We start from the raw sequence: 15,591 nt of genomic DNA, 5'->3' as shown, positions 1-15,591 counted from the left end.
TTAATTTAATTCTGAACAAACTTTTTTTATTATTTTTAGCGATTGGTTGATTTCATTCTTTTTTACATTAAGTGGTGGTAAAATTCTAACAACATTTTCAGCTGCTCTAATTGTTAATAAATTATTATCCATAAGTTTCTTTATAAATTTTGTTTGATCTGTTTTAAGCTGTATTCCAATTAACAGGCCTCTACCTCTTATTTCTTTAATAATGTTAGGATATTCTTTTTGAATTTTAATAAGATTTGTTAAAAAATATTCTGAAATACTTTTCACATTTTTTAAAAATTTCTTATTTGAAATTATATCCATTACTGAATTTCCAACAGTCATTGCTAATGGATTACCGCCAAAAGTAGATCCATGAGTTCCAGCTGTCATTCCTGAAGCAACTTTTTTATTCATTAAAACTGCCCCAATTGGAAATCCACCTCCTATACCTTTTGCAATTGGAACAATATCTGGTTTTACTCTAGATTTTTCAAAAGCAAAGAAATCACCTGATCTTCCAATTCCACATTGCACCTCATCTAATATTAGAAGCATATTTTTTTTATCACAAATTTTTCTAAGCTCTTTTAAGCACCAATCAGGAATTACCTTAATACCTCCTTCACCCATAATAGTTTCAACCATTATAGCTGCAGTGTTTTTTGTAATTTTCTTTTTTAAAGATTTATGGTTACCAAAATCAAAATGATCAAATCCATTTACTTTTGGTCCAAAACCCTCAGTCATTTTTTTTGAACCACTTGCATATATTGCTGCTAGTGTTCTTCCATGAAAACTATTTTTGACACATAAAATTCTGTTTTTTTTGGGTTTTCCAATTGAGTAAAAATATCTTCTTGCGGTTTTTATTGCAGCCTCAGTTGCTTCTGCACCACTATTTTGAAACATAACATAGTCAGCAAAAGTTTTTTTAGCTAATTTTTTAGCTAACATTTCTCCTTCTGGAATTTGAAATGCATTTGAAACATGCCAAAGTTTTTTTGATTGTTTGTTTACAGCATTTACCAATTTGGGATGTGCGTGTCCTAAGGAATTTACAGCTATACCTTGAACAAAATCTAAATATTTATTTCCGTTATTTGAATATAAAAAGCTTCCCTTTCCATATTTAAATGAAATTTTTTTTCTGTTATAATTTTTTGCTAAATAGCTCATAATTTTAATCAGTTTTTATAAATTTTAATTATTAGATACAAGTGATGATTGAAAATACCTATAAACCAATTTTAATTTATTTTTGTTGATAACTTTGAGATTTTACTTGTTTAATTTCTTAATGTATCAGTATATTGTGGTTTTAATAAACTAAAATACAATATGTTGATATGAGCTGGAACGAAGAAAAAGTTAATAAACTTAAGGAACTTTGGGGTAAAGGAAACACTGCAAGCCAAATTGCTGAGATCATTGGTGGTATTAGCAGGAATGCTGTAATTGGTAAGGCCCATAGATTAAACCTTTCGGCAAAGATTAAAACTAGAACTGCAACTTCAAATCAAAATTTTGAAAACTCTTTAGAAGAAAAAAATATCAAAAGCAAAAGAGGTAGAAAAAGTAAATTTAAATCCTTAATTATTGAAAAAGACTTTGAGCCAGAAAATCCTAAACAATTAGAAGAATTAGATGAAAGTTTATGTAAATGGCCAATTGGGCATCCAGATGAAAAATCATTTTATTTTTGTGGTAGATCTTCACTAAAAGACTTTTCTTATTGTAAGTTACACCTTTTGTATGCTTACCAACCTAAAGGTAAAAAAGAAGAAGTTACAGACAAAGAAGAAGTGCCAGAGTTTATTGAGAAAAAAATTAAGACTGCTTAAAAACTAATTGTTAATATTGTTTTCTAAATCTTTATTTGTTAAATATTTTTCTGTGGAAAATTGGCCGCCTTCTCTCCACATATAACAATACTTTTTAACTTCTTGATCAAAGAATCTAACACTAGGAATTCCAATATCTGAATTAGTTTTGTATTTTCCAGACAAAACATTGTTATATTTTAGTAATCTTAATTGATCTCTTGTAAGCAACGGAGTTGGTAGCATTTCAAAAAATCTTGCTGTTAACTTAGCAATTGGCAATGGGAAAGGTAGCAAAATTCTTTTTTTACCAATTAATATCTGTAATTTTTCTAGAAGCTCTTTGAAAGTAATGATTTCTGGACCAGTGCATTCAATTATTTTTGAATAAATATTTTTAGAGATAACGTGATAAATAGTATCTGTTAAATCAGAACAATGGATTGGTGTAAATTTTGTCTTACCTTCATAATAGATTGGAAAAGCTGGCAATCTATTTAGCAAGGTCATAAAGTTTGTAGTAAAGTTATCATCGACAGAATATACAACTGATGGTCTTAAGATTGTAGCTAACGGGAAATTTTTTAATACATTGCCTTCTCCCTCTAATTTACTTTTCGCATAATCAGAGTCTATTGCATCATTTATTCCTAAAGCTGATAAATGAATAAAATGCTTTAGATTATACTCTTTACAAAGTTTAGCTAACAATGAAGGTAGGGTTGAATGAATATTTTTAAATGTATTGCCATGTTTTTTTTCAAATAAAATTCCGATTAAATTTATGCAAATATCTGCTTTTTGAAAAAGACTTCTAATTTTATTTTCATCAAAAATATTAGCCTCTACTACATCAATATACCCTGCATTACCTTGAGTTTTGATTATGTAACTTTTTTGATGAATATTTCTTGTTACAACTGTTACTCTATAGTTATTTTTTGTTAGCTTCCTAATTAAGTTTCGACCAATTTGACCACTGCCACCAAAAATTAGACAATTTTTTGCTTTCATTTGAATTCCATTATATATGTTTAAATATGAGTAATAATATTCGACTTCACAAAAATGATTTACCAGATGATTTAGATTTAGGCAATCTAATAGCTGTTGATGGTGAGTTTATGGGTCTGAATGTCAGACGAGATCCTCTTTGCTTAATTCAGATATCTTCAGGAAATTCTGATGCCCACATAATCCAATTTGATAGGAAGAATTACAACGCTCCAAATTTAACAAAATTACTTACTGATGAAAATACTACAAAAATATTTCATTATGGAAGAGCGGACATGGCCCATATCAAATACTATTTAAAAACAGATACTAATAATATCCTTGATACTAAAATTGCATCAAAATTAGCAAGATCATACTCTGATAGTCACTCATTAAAAACATTAATTAAAGAATTTGTTAATATTGACATAAGCAAACAGTTTCAAAGTTCAGATTTTGGTGGGGAACTTTCTCCAGCTCAACTAAAATATTGTGCTAATGACGTGATGTACTTGCACAAAATTCATGAAGAACTTAATAAGATTTTAGAAAGAGAAAATAGAATAGATCTTTATAAGGATTGCTTAAAATTTTTGAAAACTAGAGTAAATTTAGACTTAGCGTTATTTAAAGATGATATCTGGTCTCACTAATGACAAAAAAATTTATACCCTTAGCAAAAAAAGTAATTGATCTTGAGATACATGCATTACAAAAATTAAAAAATAAAATTGATAATTCATTTAATAAAGCTGTAATTGAAATTGCAAAATGTAAATCTAAAGTAATTTTGTGTGGCGTAGGCAAAAGTGGATTGATAGCAGCAAAAATATCTGCAACTTTATCTTCTATTGGCACTCCATCTTTCAATTTATCTGCAAGCGATTCTTCTCATGGAGATTTGGGAAGTGTTTCAAAAAAAGATATTTTAATTTTAATTAGTTATTCAGGTAAAACTAATGAACTAAAAAATATAATTCAATATGCAAACAGAAATAAAATTATGCTGATAGGAATTATGTCTAAAAGAGACTCTATTTTATATAAAGCATCAGATATAAAACTTATGATTCCTGAGGTAAAAGAATCAGGTGGTATTGTTCCAACTTCAAGCACTACGGCACAGCTAGCCTTAGGAGACGCATTAGCAATATCAGCTATGCAATATAAAAAATTTGGTAAATTTGATTTTAAAAAAATACATCCTGCAGGTAATCTTGGAGCTCAATTAAAAACTGTTGAAGACATAATGTTAATAGGAAGAAAAATTCCTTTTGTAAAAGAAAATTCAAATATGAAAAGTGCTATCAAAATATTAAGTAATAAAAAATTAGGAGTTTTAATTATTCAAAATAAACAAAAAAAAACTATTGGTGTAATTACTGATGGTCAAATTAGACGTTATAACGAAAAAAAACAAAATTTGAATGAAATGAATGTTACAAAAATAATGACAAAAAACCCAATTAGTATTGATAAACAGTCTCTAGCAGCAAAAGCATTGGCACTAATGAATGAAAAAAAAATTACCTCACTTTGCGTACATGATAAAAAAAATAAGCATAAAACAATAGGTGTTCTTCATATACATAATATCCTGCAATCAAATATTGGTTGATGAAAAAAAAAAAATTCTAAAGATAATATTAATCTTATCTCTAATAATAATAGCTTGGTTTGTTTATTCAGAATATTTTAAAAAAGATAAAAGCTTATTGTCCAAGACAGTTAATCTATCAACTAAAATTGAAGAAGAAGTTGTCTATAATTCAAATATTATCAAAGATATAAATTACACCTCAAGAGATTTAAAGGGCAATGAATATATTCTTGTAGCAAAAGTAGGTGAAATTGATTTGGATAATAGTGATATAATTTTTCTTACTGATGTTACAGCGTATATAAAATTAGTTAAAAATTCTGAATTAATTGTAATTACCTCTAATTATGGCAAATATAATACCATAAATTATGACACTATTTTTTCAAAAAATGTAAAAATAGATTATATTGACAATATAATAACAGGTGATTATTTAGATTTTTCCATGATTAAGAATTTAATTATTATTTCACGAAATGTGGTTTACAAAAACCTAGAAAATACAATGAAGGCAGATGTGATCGAACTTGATACAACGACCAAAGATACAAAAATTTTTATGTATAATTCAAATGAACAAGTTAACGTTACGAATATAAAATAAAATGGGATTAGTTAAACAATTTAGAATTAAATCTCACAAAAAACCTAATTCGATTATTTCTTTTGAAAATATAAATCTTTCTTATGGAAGTAGATTAATTTTAGAGAATATAAATTTCAAAATTAATGAAGGTCAAATTTTTGGAATGCTTGGCCCAAATGGAGTTGGGAAAAGTACAATTTTTAATTTAATAACAGGTCTAATACAGCCAAATAGTGGAAAAATTAAATTAAATAATACAGATGTTTTGGATTACCCGATTTATTTGAGAACAAAAAAATTTCACATAGGTTATGTTCCTCAATATGGTGGTTATTTTAATGATCTAACTTTATATCAAAATTTAAAAGCAATTGCTGAGATTGTAATCAATGACAAAAGTACAGAAGACTATAAAATCAATTCCTTAATTTCAAAATTTGAACTAGAAAATTTAAAAAACGTTAAAGCTAAATTTTTATCAGGAGGTCAGAAAAAAAAATTAGTTATTGCTTTATCACTATTGAGTGACCCTAAAGTTCTTCTTCTAGATGAATGTTTTGCTGCACTTGACGTTTTAACAATTAAAATGTTGCAAGAAATAATCGTAAATTTACAAAAAGAGTCAAATATAACAATTTGTATATGTGACCACCAAGCAAGAGACTTGCTTGCTTGTGTAGATAAAGCCATGATACTTGGTAACTGTAAAATTGTTGCAGAAGGTTCGCCTCAGGAATTGGTAAATAATATAGATGCTAAAAGTGCGTATTTTGGTGATTCTTTTAGTTTTAAATAAATTTAATGACTAATCAAATCACTGTAAAAAATAGGATCGATAACTTTAATAAAAGCATAACTGTTTCAGGAGATAAAAGCTTAAGTATTAGATGGGTTTTGTTTTCTTCAATAGCAAAGGGTAAATCTAAAGCTTATAATTTACTTTTATCTGAAGATGTTCTTGCTGCGATCAATGCAGTAAAAAAACTAGGGGCAAAAGTAAAATTTAATAAAAATTATTGCACAATCATTGGTAATGGACCAAGTGGCTACAAATATAGAAAAAATATAACAATTAATTCAGAAAATTCAGGAACGTTGGGAAGATTAATTATGGGTCTTCTGATTGATACGCCTCATAAAATAAAAATTATTGGGGACAAAAGTTTGTCTAAAAGAGATTTTAATAGAATTGCAGAACCGTTAAAAAAATTTGGCGCAGATATTAAACTAACAAATAAAGGATTGCCTTTAACAATAAGGGGAAATGAAAGTTCTTTACCAATTAATTATTTAGAGAACAAAGGCTCAGCACAATGTAAAAGTAGTGTTATTTTTGCAGGTTTAAAGACAGAAGGAAAAACTTTTATCAAAGCAAAAAAGTCAAGAAATCATACTGAACTTTTGTGTAAATATTTAAAGCTACCTTTAAAAGTTAATAAGAAAAAAAACTATGATTTAATAGAAGTTGAAAAAGTTAAAAAAATAAAGCCTTTAAATTATAAGATACCTTCAGATATTAGCTCAAGTGCCTTTTTTATTGTTTTAACTGCTCTATCTAGTAACTCAAAATTATTGATTAAAAACGTAAACATCAATCCATCTAGAATTGGTATAATAACTATTTTGAAAAAAATGGGTGTTAACATCCAATTTAAGAATAAAAAGAATTACAAAGGTGAGCTAATAGCTGATGTTTCAATTACTAGTACAAAAAAGCTTAAAGCGATTAATTGCCCACCCAAATTAAATAGTGGAGCCATTGATGAATTTTTAACAATTTTTTTAGTTGCTGCTAAAGCAAGTGGAGTTTCTTACTTTAAAGATATTGGTGAGCTTAACCAGAAGGAAAGTCCTAGATTGAAATGGGGTGCAAAAATTTTGAACAAAATGGGAATTAAAACAATAACAACTGATAACTCAATAAAGATATTTGGCAACCCTAACTTAAAAATTAATAAAAAGATTGTTATTAAGGACTATCTAAAAGATCATCGAGTTTTCATGACCAGTGTAATCGCAGCCTCAGTTTTCGGTGGAACTTGGAATATTCATGATAAGGACTCTATTAAAACTTCCTTTCCTACGTTCTTGAATATAATAAATGATTTAAAAAAATAATGGTTAAAAGAAAAAATATTATTAAAATTGCAATCGACTCTCCAGCTGCTGCAGGAGCTGGGACATTAGCAAAGGCAATATCTAAACATTACAATCTTTTTTATTTAGATACTGGAAAAATTTATAGAATGATTGCTTATCTAAAAATTAAATTTCCAAAAAAGTTTAATCAAAACTTTATCAAATCTAAAATTAAAACACTCAAAGTAAAAGATCTTTCAAATAAAGCCCTGTTGTCAGATGAGGTTGGAACAGAAGCGTCAATTATATCAAAAGTAAAAAGCACAAGAAAACTTGTTCATTCTTTCCAGTTAAATTTTGCTTATAACCCTCCAAAAAACTACAAAGGATCATGTCTTGATGGAAGAGATATCACTTACAACATAGTACCAGATGCTGATTTTAAATTTTTTATTACAGCAAATGTAAAAACAAGAGCTCTGAGAAGATATAAAGAGCTAAAAAGTCTAAAGAAGGAAATTTCTTTCCAAGAAGTATTAAAAAGTATCCAAAAACGTGATAAAAATGACTATAATAGAAAAATATCACCTTTAAAGAAAACTAAAGATTCGGTGTTGCTAAATACATCGAAACTTACTAAAAGAGCGTGTTTTTTAAAAATAAAAAAAATTATAGACAGGACAATTAATACTTAATGGAAATATACAAAGATCTTTCAAATCCAGCATCACAAGAATTCGAGAAATTACTAAACAGCCAACTTTCTAAAATCCAAATTGAAGAAGGTAAAATCATTGAAGGTAAGATTAACAAAATTACTGAAAAATTTGTTTTCTTATTTGTTGAGGGCTTAAAAAGTGAACCCGTACTTGATGTAAATGAACTAAAGAGCATGGGTCTTGGCGAAAAGATTAAAGTTGGTGAAACTATTCCAGTATTATTAGAAAAGATAGAGGACAAACATGGCGAAGTGTTAGTTTCTGCTAGCAAAGCTCAAAAAATTAAAGGTTGGGACAAGCTTGTTGAAGCTTATGAAAAAAATGAACCAATCATGGGTAAAATTACATCAAAATGCAAAGGTGGATGTATTGTAGAACATATCGATACTGGTTCTCTCATGTTTTTACCTGGATCACAAATTAGTGATAAGCCATTAAAAGATATTAGCCATTTAATAAACGAACCTCAAAAATTTGCTTTAATTAAATTAGATAAAGTTAGAGGAAATGCTTGTGTGTCCCGAAGAGAAATAATTTCTTCATTTAAAAAAGAGGATAAAGCAAAAATTATTGAAAAATATAAAGTTGGAGATATCATTAGGGGTGCTGAGGTTAAAGGTTATAGCTCCTTTGGATGTTTCTTTAACGTAAATGGCGAGCTAGATGTTTTAGTCCACTTGCAAGAAATTTCTTATTCTAGAGTTAATCACCCTGATGAAGTTTTTAACATCGGTGAAAAACATGATTTAAAAGTTATTACAGTGGATAAAGAAAAACTACAAGTTGGCTGTTCTGTAAAACAACTATCTCCAGATCCTTTTGAGCATATTGAAAACTATGAGTTAAATAAAATCTATAAAGTTAAAGTTGTTAAGCTAATGGACTTTGGTGCATTCTGTGAATTAGAACCAGGACTTACAACATTACTTCACTCAAGTGAGCTAAGTTGGACTAAGAAAAATGTTTCAGCTAAAAAAATGTTTAAAATTGGAGATGAGATTGACTGTATAATTACTGAAATTGACAAAGATAAAAGACGTGTTGCAATCTCACACAGATTAACTCAGGACAATCCATTTGAAACATTTGAGACAAAATATCCTGTTGGAACAATTGTTGAAGGTGAAGTAGTAAATAAAAATGAATACTCACTATTTGTAAAAGTTGAAGACTTAGATGTCGATGCATTTTTGCACTGCAATGATTTAACTTATCTTAACAATGGTGAAGAAGAATTAGAGAAGTACAAAAAAGGTGATAAAATTAAAGTTAAAGTACTTGAGGTAAAAGCTTCAGAACAAAAAATTAGAGTTGGTTTAAGACAAACTCAAGCAGATCCTTTTGATTACTTTAATGATAAGGAAAAAAATCAAACTATTACTGTCAAAATTATATCTACTGATAACAAAGGTTTAACTGTAAGACCTGAAAATTGTGAAATGGATTTTCAAATTAAGAAATCAGAGATTGCTATAAATTCAGCAGATGCCCGGCCGTCAAGATGGACAGGTGGTGAAAAAGTTGATGTTGCTATAAAAGAAATTCAAAAAGATAAAAGAAAAGTAGTTTTAAGTATTAAACTATTAGAAGAAATTGAGAAAAAAGAAGCTTTGGACAAATATGGATCTGAGGGATCTGGTAAAAACTTACCATTCTCATCTCTTTCTGAAGATTTAAAGAAAAAAGAAGAAGATAAAGAGTAAACAGAAGATTTTAAATTGGCTATTGTAAAATCAAAGCTTTTAAGACAACTTTCCGAAAACTATCCTAATTTTTTAAAAAAAGACCTCAAAAAATTTACTAATATAATTTTAAGTGAAATTAAACGTGCCCTTAAAAGAGGTGATCGAGTTGAGCTAAGGGGTTTCGGGGTGTTTTCAACAAATACCCAAAAAGCTCGTATCTCAAGAAACCCTAAAACAGGTGAAAAAGTAAACACACCAGAAAAGAAAACAATTCACTTTAAAATGTCAAAAGACTTGTTTAAAAAATTAAACGATGAAACATAAAAAAATTTTTGTTGCTTGTGATACTTCTAATTTAAGTGAAATAAAAAAAATAATAAAACAAACCCAAACAAATAAACTCAAAGTTATTCCAAAATTTGGCCTGCAATTTTTTTATTCAAAAAATGGAAGAAAATTTTTAGAAAATTTTAAAAAAGACTTTTGGCTAGATTTAAAAATTAACGATATTCCACAAACAGCATTATCTGCATTAGACAGCTTAAAAGATTTAAAAAAATGTAAATATATAACTGTGCATTCAAATGGTGGTCTGGAAATGCTAAAAGTTATTAAAAAAAAAGCAAAATCAATTAATAAAGATTTAAAAGTACTTGCTGTTACAATTCTGACAAGTTTAAATAATAAATCTCTTAAAGAAATAGGATACACAAAGTCTGTAGAGCAATTAGTATTAAAACAGGCTGGTTTAATAAAAAAATCAGGTTGTGATGGTATAGTTTGCTCTGCACAAGAAGCGAAAATGGTTAGAAAAAAATTTAAAAAATTATTTATTGTAACACCTGGAATAAGATTGCCTGGTGATAGTGTTAACGATCAATCAAGAGTAATGACCCCTAATGATGCTTTTAAGAATAATGTGTCAGGTATTGTAATGGGAAGATCGTTAATTAAAGGAAATATTAAGAATAATACCCAAAGATTAATTGACCACTTAAATAAATGATCAAGGGGTCTAAAATCTGTGGGATCTCAAATCTTGATACTCTTGATTTTATAATCAATCATCCCTATCCACCTCAATTTATTGGTTTCATTTGTAATTATATAAAAAGCTCAAGATATGTTGAGGTTGAAAAGCTAAACGAATTATTAATATTAGATAAAAAGAAATCTAATTTTGTAGCAGTGCTAGTAAAACCGGATGAGGAAATTTTAGAAAAAATTAAACATCTACCTTTTGATTATTATCAAATTTATGACTGTGCACCCGAAGAAGTAAAAAAGATTAAACAAAAGTATAATAAAAAGATTATTTCAGCTCTTACTGTTTCTAATCAAAATGACATTAATAAATACAAAAATTTTGAAGATATTTCTGACATATTACTTTTTGACTCTAAAGGTTATGAAAAAACTGAGTCTTTTAATCATGATTTTTTAGACAATATAAATAGTTCAAAACCAATTATGGTTGCTGGTAACATCAAAACTGATGATTTAAATATTTTTAAAGATAAGCCTTTTTTGATAGATGTCAGTGGCAATTTGGAGTCAGAAAAAGGTATTAAGGATATAAATAAAATTGATAAGTTTTTAAATACAGTCCATAATATAAGTTCTTAAAAATTATCTATGACAAAAAATTCGTTAAAAACAGGCCCAGATGAATTAGGTTATTACGGCGATGGTGACGCTGCTATGGGCGGAATGGCAGTTGGTGAAACACTAATGCCAGCACTTCATGAATTAAGTAAAGGGTTTGAAGAAGCTGTTAAAGATAAGGATTTTTTAGATGAATATGCTTATTATTGTAAACACTACATTGGAAGACCTTCACCATTGTATTATGCAGAAAATCTAACAAAAAAATTAGGTGGTGCAAAAATTTTGTTTAAGCAAGAACATTTAAATCATACTGGAAGTCATAAAATTAATAACAGTCTATTTCAGGTCTTGCTTGCAAAAAGAATGGGTAAAACTCATTTAATTTGTGAGTCTGGAGCTGGACAACATTATAGTGCGACAGCTGCAGTTGCTGCAAAATTCAATATGCCTTTAATAGGTGTAATGGGTGACGTTGATGTAAAGAGAGTTAATCAAAATATCATTAAAGCAAAACATTATGGTGCAAAATTAGAAACGGTTCCTGGTACTCTTAAAGAAGCTATTACATCCGCGATTAAAATTTGGTCTAGCAATCCAGATTATGCTTACATATGTGGGTCTGCTGTATCATCAGCACCCTTTCCTAAACTAGTTGCATTCGCTCAAAGTATTATTGGAAAAGAAATAAGAGAGCAATCAATAGAACAAGAAGGAAAAATTCCAGATATGATTGTGGGATGTGTTGGAGGTGGCTCAAATTTTGCAGGAGCTATTTACGAATTCTTAGATGAACCTAGTGTTACAAAAATAGGAGTTGAAGCAGCAGAAACTGCTGCATTATCAAATGGTACACCTGGAATTATGCAGGGTATGAAAACTTATATGTTGCAGACTGATGATGGTGCTAAATCTTTAGGTGGAATGAGTTTAGGTGCTGGAATAACATATTTTTCAGTTGGGCCTATGCATTCATATTTAAAAGATCAAAAAGCTGTCATCTACTCATCTGCAACTGATCAAGAAATGCTAGATGCCTATAAAATGATTGCACAAACAGAAGGGATTTGTTCAGCTTTAGAACCTATGGCAGGTGCTGCTGAAATCATTTTTAGACAAGCAAAAGATAAGCCTAAAGATTATATCATATGCCTTAGCCTATGCGGCAGAGGTGAAAAAGATTTAGACACAATTCAAGAACATATTGGTAAAGATTTTGAGTGAAAGATTAGATAAAATTTTTAAGTCACCTACTCCTAAAACAAAATTAGTTTCTTATTTTGTAGGCTGCTACCCAACTCCAGAAATAAGTTTAGAGTTGATCAAGCAAGCAATTGATAATGGGGTGTCTATATTGGAAATTGGATACTGCACATCTGAAGCAAGTGCAGAAGGACCTATAATTAAAGCTGCTCATGACCATGTATTGAATAATGGACATAATCTTAATGATATTATTAAACTAGTTAGGGATATAAGAGATTATAATCAAGATGTGGGAATTGTATTGATGGGCTATATTGCTAATTTATACAAGTATCCTATTTCAAACTTTGTAGACGATATTAAAGTGTCTGGCGCTGATGCTGTTTTAGTTGTGGATGCCCCTCATGAGTTGAAAGAAGAAAATCAACTAAGGGAAACTCTAAATAAAAACGGATTATCACTTATTAAACTAGCTGCTCCTACCACCAATGATAACAGGCTAAAGGATATTGTTAATATAGCCTCTGGATTTTTGTACCAGGTCAATGTTTCGGGTGTAACAGGAGTTAAATCAGCAAACGAAACTGATGTTACAAATTTTGTAAAAAGAATCAGAAATTTAACTGACATCCCTATTTGCTCTGGATTTGGAATTAAAAGTCCTAAAGATGCTAAAAAAATGGCAAATAGTGGTTGTAATGGCGTTATTGTTGGATCGGCATTTGTGAAATATATTCAAGATAATATTAAGAACAAAGATTTACCACAAAGTTTAGGCAATTTAGTAAAAAATTTTACAGAAGAATTAAATTAATATGGTCAATTGGATAACTAAAATAATCAAGGCAGGAGAGAAGATCAAAACTGCTTTACATGAAAGAGCTTCGAAAGAAGATATTGCAAAAAGTGATTGGACTAGTTGTTGTAGAGGTCCCATTCTAAAAAAAGATTTAGAGCAAAACTTATGGGTTTGCCCTGATTGTAACAAGCATCACCGAATAAAGCCTAGCCAAAGATTTGATATTTTATTTGGTAAAAATAATTATGAAGTATTTAAAACCCCTATTCCAAAAGATGATCCTTTAAACTGGACTGACTCTAAATCTTATAAAGATAGATTAAAAAGTGCTCGTAAAAAAACGGGTATGGAATGTGGAATGATGGTTGCTTGTGGAACTATCAACAATATTAAGATAACAGCAGTTGCATCAGACTTTGACTTTCTAGGTGCTTCAATGGCTGCAGCTGAGGGAGAAGCTTTTTTATATGGCATTCAACATGCTATAGAAAACAGAACTCCTTTTATATGTATTAGTGCTGGTGGTGGAATGAGAATGATGGAAAGTTTAATTTCATTGTCTCAAATGACCAGAACAACTCTTGCAATCAATGAATTAAAGAAAAATGGTTTACCTTATTTAGTATGCATCACCGATCCTACAGCAGGTGGCATTACAGCCTCTTATGCAATGTTGGGAGATATTCATATTGCAGAACCAGGTGCCTTAATAGCTTTTGCAGGTGCTAGAGTTATTCAAGGAACTGTTAAAGAGGAATTACCTGAAGGATTTCAAAAAAGTGAATATGTTGAAAAAACAGGTTTCGTTGATCTAATTGTTGAACGTAAAGATCTTGTGTTAAAAATAGGAACTTTATTATCAATATTGTTAAAACAAAATTCTGTTATAAGCTCTGAACAAAATGAAACTTCAGAAGATAGTCAGTCGCTTACAAGAGCTGCATCCTAAAGAAATAGATCTAAGTTTAGATCGTATTCAAGATCTCTGTAAAAGATTAGGCAACCCTCAAGATAAACTTAAGGCCATTTCAATTGTTGGCACAAACGGTAAGTATTCAACAATCCAAGCAATGTTTGCTATTTTAAAAGAAGCAAATATAAAATGTAATATCTACACAAGTCCTCATATTAAAAGTATCAATGAAAGGTTTGTTTTTAATAATGAACAACTTAACGATGAAGAATTAGCAAAATTATTTGAAGAAATTGAAAGCGCTAACAATAATGAACCTATTACCTTTTTTGAAATACTAACTGCAGCTTATTTTTTAAAAGCTTCTCAATATCCAGACAATATAAATTTGATAGAAACTGGCCTATTTCATAGGTTTGACGCCACTAATATTTTAAAGAATAATCTAGCAAGTATAGCAACCTCAATTGGTCTTGATCATTTAGATTGGTTACCTGAGAACGAACAGACTGTTGAAAAAATTATTTATGAGAAAACTTCAACTCTTTTAAACTCAAATATTATTGTTGCCAAACAAAGTGATAAAGAAATTACAAACCATATCAAAAAGACAATCTCAAGTAATAGTTCAAACAAAATTTTTTATAATGAAGATTATAGCTTTACCATGAAAGAAAATGACTTCTTTTATTATGAAGATCGATTTGGAGGAATAAAGTTACCAATGCCAAATGTAAAAGGTCAATTTCAATTAGAGAATGTCTCAACAGCTATAGCTGCTCTAAGAACTTTAAAGGAATTTGATATAAAAGATGATCACATTCAAAAAGGAATTACAAAAATAAATAGTATTGCAAGATTACAAGAGATCAAATCTGGCAACCTTAAAGAGCTTGTTAAAGATCATCAGCTTTTTGTTGATGGATCTCATAATCCTTTAGGTGCAAAAGTGTTAAATGAATACTTGGAAAGTTTAAATTGTAACAAACATATTATTCTTGGGATGATGGCTAACAAAGATCATAATGAGTATATGAGTTACTTTAAGGATATTACAACCTTGACAACTATTGATATTCCTAATCAACCAAACTCCATAAGAGGAAAGGAGCTTAAAGATAAGTTAAATAGCTTCAAAAATATCAATTACAAAGAAAGTATAGAGGATGCTATCAGATCAATTCCGGTCAAGGAAAACGACATAATCCTTATTACAGGATCTTTGTACCTTGCTGGGGAAGTATTGAATTTAAATTAGATATTTTTATCTAAAAATTCTTTCATGTGGCTTTCGGGAACTCCACCAACTTTTCTATCTACTTCGACACCCTTTTTGTAGATTATAACTGTCGGCACACCTCTTATCCCTGCAGCGCTTCCAGTATTAATTCCACCATCTTCGATGTCTGCGTAATAAAAACCAGCTTTATCTTTGTATTCGTCTGAAAGCTTAGTCATTACTGGAACAAGAGCTTTACAAGGTCCACACCAAGCAGCACTAAACTGAATAACTGAAATATCTTCGTTTTTTATTTTACTATCAAAATCGTCGTCTTTAAAATCATTAAGCATATATCTGATATAAT

18 protein-coding genes are annotated in these 15,591 nt (G+C 29.3%); 15 read left to right on the top strand and 3 right to left on the bottom strand.

Features of this window, described 5'->3' with window-relative positions:
* A complete protein-coding gene (locus ACIJYA_RS00495; protein WP_435088537.1) occupies positions 1-1,167 on the bottom strand; it encodes an aspartate aminotransferase family protein in 1,167 nt (388 codons plus the stop codon).
* A gap of 170 nt (positions 1,168-1,337) precedes the next feature.
* Between ACIJYA_RS00495 and ACIJYA_RS00490 the strand changes: the two genes are divergently transcribed.
* Positions 1,338-1,832, top strand: coding sequence for a GcrA family cell cycle regulator (locus ACIJYA_RS00490; RefSeq protein WP_435088536.1), 495 nt, complete (start codon positions 1,338-1,340; stop codon positions 1,830-1,832).
* A gap of 3 nt (positions 1,833-1,835) precedes the next feature.
* Here the strand turns inward: ACIJYA_RS00490 and ACIJYA_RS00485 are convergent, their stop codons facing one another.
* A complete protein-coding gene (locus tag ACIJYA_RS00485) occupies positions 1,836-2,825 on the bottom strand; it encodes a complex I NDUFA9 subunit family protein (RefSeq protein WP_435088535.1) in 990 nt (329 codons plus the stop codon).
* A gap of 26 nt (positions 2,826-2,851) precedes the next feature.
* On the opposite strand from ACIJYA_RS00485, the gene ACIJYA_RS00480 reads away from it, so the two are divergent.
* Genes ACIJYA_RS00480 through ACIJYA_RS00415 form a run of 14 tightly spaced genes read left to right on the top strand, consistent with a single transcriptional unit; the run spans position 2,852 to position 15,263 of the window.
* On the top strand, positions 2,852-3,463 hold the full coding sequence (locus ACIJYA_RS00480) for a ribonuclease D (RefSeq protein WP_435088534.1): 612 nt from the start codon (positions 2,852-2,854) through the stop codon (positions 3,461-3,463).
* On the top strand, positions 3,463-4,428 hold the full coding sequence (locus ACIJYA_RS00475) for a KpsF/GutQ family sugar-phosphate isomerase (protein ID WP_435088533.1): 966 nt from the start codon (positions 3,463-3,465) through the stop codon (positions 4,426-4,428). Before ACIJYA_RS00480 ends, ACIJYA_RS00475 begins: the two co-directional genes overlap by 1 nt.
* Positions 4,421-5,017: an LPS export ABC transporter periplasmic protein LptC gene (locus ACIJYA_RS00470; protein WP_435088532.1), complete on the top strand. Its 597-nt coding sequence runs from the start codon at positions 4,421-4,423 to the stop codon at positions 5,015-5,017. The genes ACIJYA_RS00475 and ACIJYA_RS00470 overlap by 8 nt, the downstream gene beginning before the upstream one ends.
* A 1-nt stretch (position 5,018) precedes the next feature.
* On the top strand, positions 5,019-5,795 hold the full coding sequence (locus ACIJYA_RS00465) for an ATP-binding cassette domain-containing protein (protein ID WP_435088531.1): 777 nt from the start codon (positions 5,019-5,021) through the stop codon (positions 5,793-5,795).
* 5 nt (positions 5,796-5,800) lie between these two features.
* The gene (gene aroA, locus ACIJYA_RS00460; protein ID WP_435088530.1) at positions 5,801-7,117 is read left to right on the top strand and encodes a 3-phosphoshikimate 1-carboxyvinyltransferase; all 1,317 of its coding nucleotides are present in this window, start codon (positions 5,801-5,803) and stop codon (positions 7,115-7,117) included.
* The gene (gene cmk, locus ACIJYA_RS00455) at positions 7,117-7,773 is read left to right on the top strand and encodes a (d)CMP kinase (protein WP_435088529.1); all 657 of its coding nucleotides are present in this window, start codon (positions 7,117-7,119) and stop codon (positions 7,771-7,773) included. Before aroA ends, cmk begins: the two co-directional genes overlap by 1 nt.
* Positions 7,773-9,500 (top strand): S1 RNA-binding domain-containing protein, encoded by a 1,728-nt coding sequence (locus ACIJYA_RS00450; protein WP_435088528.1) that lies wholly within the window; start codon positions 7,773-7,775, stop codon positions 9,498-9,500. Before cmk ends, ACIJYA_RS00450 begins: the two co-directional genes overlap by 1 nt.
* Before the next feature lie 15 nt (positions 9,501-9,515).
* Positions 9,516-9,806, top strand: coding sequence for an HU family DNA-binding protein (locus tag ACIJYA_RS00445; protein WP_435088527.1), 291 nt, complete (start codon positions 9,516-9,518; stop codon positions 9,804-9,806).
* Positions 9,796-10,488, top strand: a complete 693-nt coding sequence (gene pyrF / locus ACIJYA_RS00440; protein WP_435088526.1) for an orotidine-5'-phosphate decarboxylase — start codon at positions 9,796-9,798, stop codon at positions 10,486-10,488. Before ACIJYA_RS00445 ends, pyrF begins: the two co-directional genes overlap by 11 nt.
* Entirely contained in the window at positions 10,485-11,108 is a 624-nt protein-coding gene (locus ACIJYA_RS00435; protein WP_435088525.1) for a phosphoribosylanthranilate isomerase, read from the top strand. Before pyrF ends, ACIJYA_RS00435 begins: the two co-directional genes overlap by 4 nt.
* Positions 11,109-11,117: 9 nt before the next feature.
* Positions 11,118-12,311, top strand: coding sequence for a pyridoxal-phosphate dependent enzyme (locus ACIJYA_RS00430; protein WP_435088524.1), 1,194 nt, complete (start codon positions 11,118-11,120; stop codon positions 12,309-12,311).
* Positions 12,304-13,107 carry a tryptophan synthase subunit alpha gene (gene trpA, locus ACIJYA_RS00425; protein ID WP_435088523.1) on the top strand — a complete coding sequence of 268 codons (804 nt, stop codon included), beginning with the start codon at positions 12,304-12,306 and terminating at the stop codon, positions 13,105-13,107. Before ACIJYA_RS00430 ends, trpA begins: the two co-directional genes overlap by 8 nt.
* Before the next feature lies 1 nt (position 13,108).
* Positions 13,109-14,041 (top strand): acetyl-CoA carboxylase carboxyltransferase subunit beta, encoded by a 933-nt coding sequence (locus ACIJYA_RS00420; RefSeq protein ID WP_435088522.1) that lies wholly within the window; start codon positions 13,109-13,111, stop codon positions 14,039-14,041.
* On the top strand, positions 13,995-15,263 hold the full coding sequence (locus tag ACIJYA_RS00415; protein ID WP_435088521.1) for a bifunctional folylpolyglutamate synthase/dihydrofolate synthase: 1,269 nt from the start codon (positions 13,995-13,997) through the stop codon (positions 15,261-15,263). Before ACIJYA_RS00420 ends, ACIJYA_RS00415 begins: the two co-directional genes overlap by 47 nt.
* Here the strand turns inward: ACIJYA_RS00415 and ACIJYA_RS00410 are convergent.
* A complete protein-coding gene (locus tag ACIJYA_RS00410) occupies positions 15,260-15,577 on the bottom strand; it encodes a thioredoxin family protein (RefSeq protein ID WP_028036230.1) in 318 nt (105 codons plus the stop codon). The two genes, ACIJYA_RS00415 and ACIJYA_RS00410, sit on opposite strands and share 4 nt — an antisense overlap.
* Positions 15,578-15,591 lie beyond the last annotated feature (14 nt).

Source organism: Candidatus Pelagibacter bacterium nBUS_29 (assembly GCF_051200905.1).
In the GTDB taxonomy this organism is placed as follows: Bacteria; Pseudomonadota; Alphaproteobacteria; order Pelagibacterales; family Pelagibacteraceae; genus Pelagibacter.
This window is presented reverse-complemented; position numbering and strand designations above follow the sequence as displayed.